Source organism: Mycobacterium sp., from assembly GCF_032162105.1.
GTDB lineage: Bacteria > Actinomycetota > Actinomycetes > Mycobacteriales > Mycobacteriaceae > Mycobacterium.
In genome coordinates this window covers 1-4,373 of the sequence record NZ_JAVRPS010000377.1, presented here as the reverse complement: position 1 = coordinate 4,373, position 4,373 = coordinate 1, and the positions used below count along the sequence as shown (strand labels likewise).

Genomic DNA, 4,373 nt, shown 5'->3' with positions numbered 1-4,373 from the left:
CTGGCACGACGCCTTCCAGCGCGGCGCCCCGCTGAACTACGCCGCACTGCAGAACGCCGCCGCCGGGCGGCCCGTCGACGCGCCGATGGAGTCCGGTCAGGAGGTGTCGGATCGCTTTCGGCTGTTGATGGGCCCCTGGTATCACGTGTCGGATTTCGATGGACTTCATCTCAACGCCCTGCAGTTGCGCTGGTTCGACCATTGGCTCAAGGACGCGCCCGCCGCCGCGATGTCCGGAGCACCGGTGGTGTTCCAGCCCATCGGCAGCACCCGGTGGTTCCGCGCCAGCGACTACCCGTTCCCCGACGCGGCGCCCACCCGCTTCCATCTGTCGTCGGCGGGCCGGCTGACACCGGATCCCGACACGACCGAGAGCGAGGCCACGCTGAACTACGTCGCACGCGGCCCGATCGCGGGACGCAGCCTGGAGCAGTGGAGCCTGGGCATGAACAGCTACTTGGCCTCGCGGCGCGGCAGACCCATCCGTTATGACCTCGACAACCGCCGGCTACAGCGCGAGGCGCTGACCTTCACCACCGAACCGTTCGACTCCCCCACGCTGATCGCCGGGCCGATCACATTGACCGTGCATGCGACGGCCACCACATCGGAGACCGTGTGGGTCGCGCACCTCGACGACGTGGCCCCCGACGGCGCCAGCCGCCCCCTCACCCAGGGCGCGCTGCTCGGTTCGCACCGCGCGCTGGATCCGTCGCGCACCTGGTATCTGCCCGACGGCACCGTGCTGCGCCCCCATCACGTCAGCTCCCGCGTGGCCGCACAGCCCGTGGTGCCCGGCGAGCTGACGCGCTACGACATCGAACTCTTCCCGACCGCGGCGTTGATCGCTCCGAATCACCGTCTGCGCCTGACGATGACGACGTACGACTTCCCGCATCTGGTGCCCACCAGGCCGGCGCGGCAGGCGTTGCTCGGCGGTGTCTACCGAGTGAAACAGGGCGGACTGACACCGTCACACCTGGTGATTCCGCTGGCCGATCCCGACGCCTTCGGAGCTCAGCCGTAATAGGCGAAACTGCACGTGGGCCGTGGCTGGGACTCGAATGCCGCCAACTTGCCGTCCATGATGATGCTGCATGAGAGTTCGGCATCGCCCGCGTCGGCGGTGACCGAAGATTGAATCTCGTTGTACACGGGGTATTGCTTCTCCCATGGCAGCGCCACGTTCGACTCGGTTTGCTCTGCGCCACCGTTGATCTGGTAGCGGATGGTCGCTTGGCCTGCGCCGCTCACCTTCATCGTCGCGGTGCCGATGGGTTGTCCGGTGGGAGTGGCAGACGCAGTTTCCGATGCCGTCGCCGACGCGACCTCGGAGCGAGTGACGGCAGACTCGGTTGATGCGGTTTTGTCGTCCCTACCGGCGCAGCCGGTCCCCGCGACCGCGATGACAGCAAGTGCCAATACGACGCCGAACGCGGAGCGGTTCATCATCTTTGGAGCCTCCGTCGGTTGGACTGGTACTCATTGCGGCATTTGGGCACTACGCCGCTAACCAGTCGTCGCCCATACACCGCCATAGCCACACGAACGGACGAGGACGTTAGTGTGCATTGGTCGGCCTCAGCGAACAAGCCGATAGAAATGTTGAGCGATTTCATGACCGCAGCATCAGAAGCTTCCGCGCTCGAATCGCGGGTCGGCCACTACTACCAGATGGACGGCACCTACCTGGTCGGGCGAGAGAAGCTACGCGAGTACGCCCGTGCAGTACAGGACTACCACCCCGCGCACTGGGACGTCGCCGCCGCCGCGGAGCTGGGCTATTCCGACCTGGTGGCGCCGCTGACGTTCACGTCGACCCCGGGCATGACCTGCAATCGCCACATGTTCGAGCAGGTGGTCGTCGGTTACGACACTTACATGCAGACCGAGGAAGTCTTCGAGCAACACCGCCCGATCGTGGCGGGCGACGAACTGCACGTCGACGTCGAGCTGACGTCGGTGCGCAGGATCGCGGGCAGAGACCTGATCACCGTGACCAACACCTTCACCGACATGGCCGGAGAGCGGGTACACACGCTGCACACCACCGTCGTCGGCCTCACCGCCGAGGACCTCGATCCGAAGATCAAGACGGCCGTGCACAACACGACGATGCACGACATGGACATCTTCGGAGTGGGCGAATCCGAGTACCACAAGACGGTGCGCCCGGAGGGCGAGGTTCGGATCGCCGACGACGCCGGCCGCGCGCCAGGAACGCCGTCCTTCGACGACGTGAATGTCGGCGACGAGCTACCGGCACGCCACACCCGATTGTCCCGCGGCGATCTGGTCAACTATTCGGGCGTGGCTGGCGACGGCAACCCGATCCACTGGGACGAGGGCATCGCCAAGCTGGCCGGGCTGCCCGACGTGATTGCCCACGGAATGCTCACCATGGGGTTGGGTGCCGGATTCGCCTCCGCGTGGACGGGAGACCCCGGTGCGGTGACCCGCTACGCGGTCCGGCTGTCTGCGCCCGCGATCGTGTCGGCCAACGAGGGCGCGGACATCGAGTTCAGCGGCCGGATCAAGTCATTGGACCCGGCGACCCGCACCGGTGTCGTCATCGTCGCCGCCAAGTCCGGTAGCCGGAAGATCTTCGGCCTGGCGACGTTGAACGTCCGCTTCCGCTGAGCGGCTTCCTGTCATGTTCCTGTGAGAACCGACGGGATTACTTAGTTCAGGTAACATTTGAAGGGTGAATCTCGGTCCGTGGGGTGATCTCACGATCCTCGCTGCCGTGGCGGAAATGGTCTTCGCCACCTGCGTATTCGTGTACATCAGCCGGCTGGAGAATCGGACATCCCATCCGTTGGGTGAGGAAGTGGGCGCCCATAAAGCGGTGCTCGCCAAACTCCGCAAGCGCGAACCGATGTCGCAAGACGAAGTGGATTATGCGACCGAACTGGTTGCTGACGCTCGATCACCACTCGCGTACGCGATACCCGCGGCTCTGTTCACGATCGGATTCTTCTACGTGGTCGGCTGTCTCTTCGTGCTTCATATAGATGGCGGCCATCCCTCCTTCCGAACGTTCATCGGAGGCATCCCGATGCTGACCTCCATGAACATGGCCGCTCAGCTGCACAAGGTCGCGCGGTTGAAAGGGAAACTGCGGGACGCTTCGGCGAGCCGCAGATTGGATGGAGCGGTGACGGAGCCGGAGCCAGCCGACGAGCTCTCCCCTGCCCGTTAGCGCGAGTGACTGCCGCCCGGCTCTTCGGAGACCGCTGGGTCGTCGTCTTCCCATAGCAATAGTTGGCGAACCGATTGGCGTGATCCGTAGGGCTGAAGCATCTGACTGGCGGGGCGCGGCCGCACCCTCAACGGCCACCAGAACCAGCGCCCGAGCAGTGCGGCGATGGACGGCGTCATGAATGAGCGCACGATCAGCGTGTCGAACAGCAGACCGAGGGCGATCGTGGTCCCGATCTGACCGAGAATCCGCAAGTCGGCGAACACGAAGGAGGCCATGGTGGCCGCAAACACCAGACCGGCCGCCGTCACCACCGCGCCGGAGCCTGCCATCGCCCGGATGATGCCGGTATTCAAGCCGGCGCCGACCTCCTCCTTGAATCGAGAAATGAGCAACAGGTTGTAGTCCGACCCAACGGCCAACAGCAAGATGACAGCCAGCGCCAGCACGATCCAGTACAGCTCGATACCAAGCAGGTCTTGCCAAATCAGCACGGAAAGCCCGAAAGAGGCGCCCAATGACAGCGCCACGGTGCCCACAATGACCAACGCCGCGACGATGCTTCGGGTAATGAACATCATGACGAGCAGAATTAGGCAGAGCGCCGCGATCCCGGCGATCATGAGATCGTATTTGGCACCGTCCGCGATGTCCTTATAGGTGGCCGCGGTGCCGGCGATATAGATCTTGGACCCGGCCAACGGAGTGCCCTTGACGGCTCCCTGCGCAGCATGCCTGATGGCGTCGATGTGCGAAATGCCCTCGGGCGTAGCGGGATCCCCGTCGTGGGTGATGATCATGCGGGCGGCCTTGCCGTCCGGGGACATGAACAGCTTCATCCCCCGCAGGAATTCGGGATTGGTGAACGCCTCCGGCGGCAGGTAGAACGAGTCGTCCGTTTTCGACGCGTCGTATGCCTGGCCGAGAGCGGTGGAGTTCTGTAGTGCCGCCGCAGCCTGGTCGTTGATGCCCGAGGTGGTGGCGTAGTTGGTCAGTGTCAGGTCGCGGTTGGTCTGCTGGCTCGCGATCTGCGGCGGAATCAGCGCGAGCAACTTCGGCTGCAGCGCATCCAGTTTGGCGATGCTGCCCGCGACGTCGGACAGTTGGCTCGTCAACTGATCGATGCCGTCGAGCGCGTCGAAGAGTGACCGCAGCGCCGCGCAGACCGGGA

Annotated in this window: 5 protein-coding genes; 3 read left to right on the top strand and 2 right to left on the bottom strand. The window is 64.5% G+C overall.

Annotation, left to right across the window (positions count from 1 at the left end; genetic code table 11):
- On the top strand, positions 1–1,027 hold a 1,027-nt coding region (locus QOC69_RS19065), incomplete at its 5' end, for a CocE/NonD family hydrolase (protein WP_526442403.1).
- Here the strand turns inward: QOC69_RS19065 and QOC69_RS19060 are convergent.
- On the bottom strand, positions 1,018–1,452 hold the full coding sequence (locus tag QOC69_RS19060; protein WP_526442401.1) for a hypothetical protein: 435 nt from the start codon (positions 1,450–1,452) through the stop codon (positions 1,018–1,020). The two genes, QOC69_RS19065 and QOC69_RS19060, sit on opposite strands and share 10 nt — an antisense overlap.
- 165 nt (positions 1,453–1,617) lie before the next feature.
- Between QOC69_RS19060 and QOC69_RS19055 the strand changes: the two genes are divergently transcribed.
- Together QOC69_RS19055 and QOC69_RS19050 are read left to right on the top strand one after the other, a co-directional pair.
- A complete protein-coding gene (locus tag QOC69_RS19055) occupies positions 1,618–2,640 on the top strand; it encodes a fused (3R)-hydroxyacyl-ACP dehydratase subunits HadA/HadB (RefSeq protein WP_526442399.1) in 1,023 nt (340 codons plus the stop codon).
- A gap of 64 nt (positions 2,641–2,704) precedes the next feature.
- Positions 2,705–3,202 (top strand): hypothetical protein, encoded by a 498-nt coding sequence (locus tag QOC69_RS19050; protein ID WP_526442397.1) that lies wholly within the window; start codon positions 2,705–2,707, stop codon positions 3,200–3,202.
- On the opposite strand, the gene QOC69_RS19045 is transcribed toward QOC69_RS19050, so the two are convergent.
- The coding region (locus tag QOC69_RS19045) for an MMPL family transporter (RefSeq protein WP_526442395.1) at positions 3,199–4,373 on the bottom strand (1,175 nt) is incomplete at its 5' end. The two genes, QOC69_RS19050 and QOC69_RS19045, sit on opposite strands and share 4 nt — an antisense overlap.

Bases quoted from the DNA above. Each gene is read 5' to 3' on its own strand.
- QOC69_RS19055 (WP_526442399.1), top strand. From the start codon at position 1,618: ATGACCGCAGCATCAGAAGCTTCCGCGCTCGAATCGCGGGTCGGCCAC.
- QOC69_RS19060 (WP_526442401.1), bottom strand. From the start codon at position 1,452: ATGATGAACCGCTCCGCGTTCGGCGTCGTATTGGCACTTGCTGTCATC.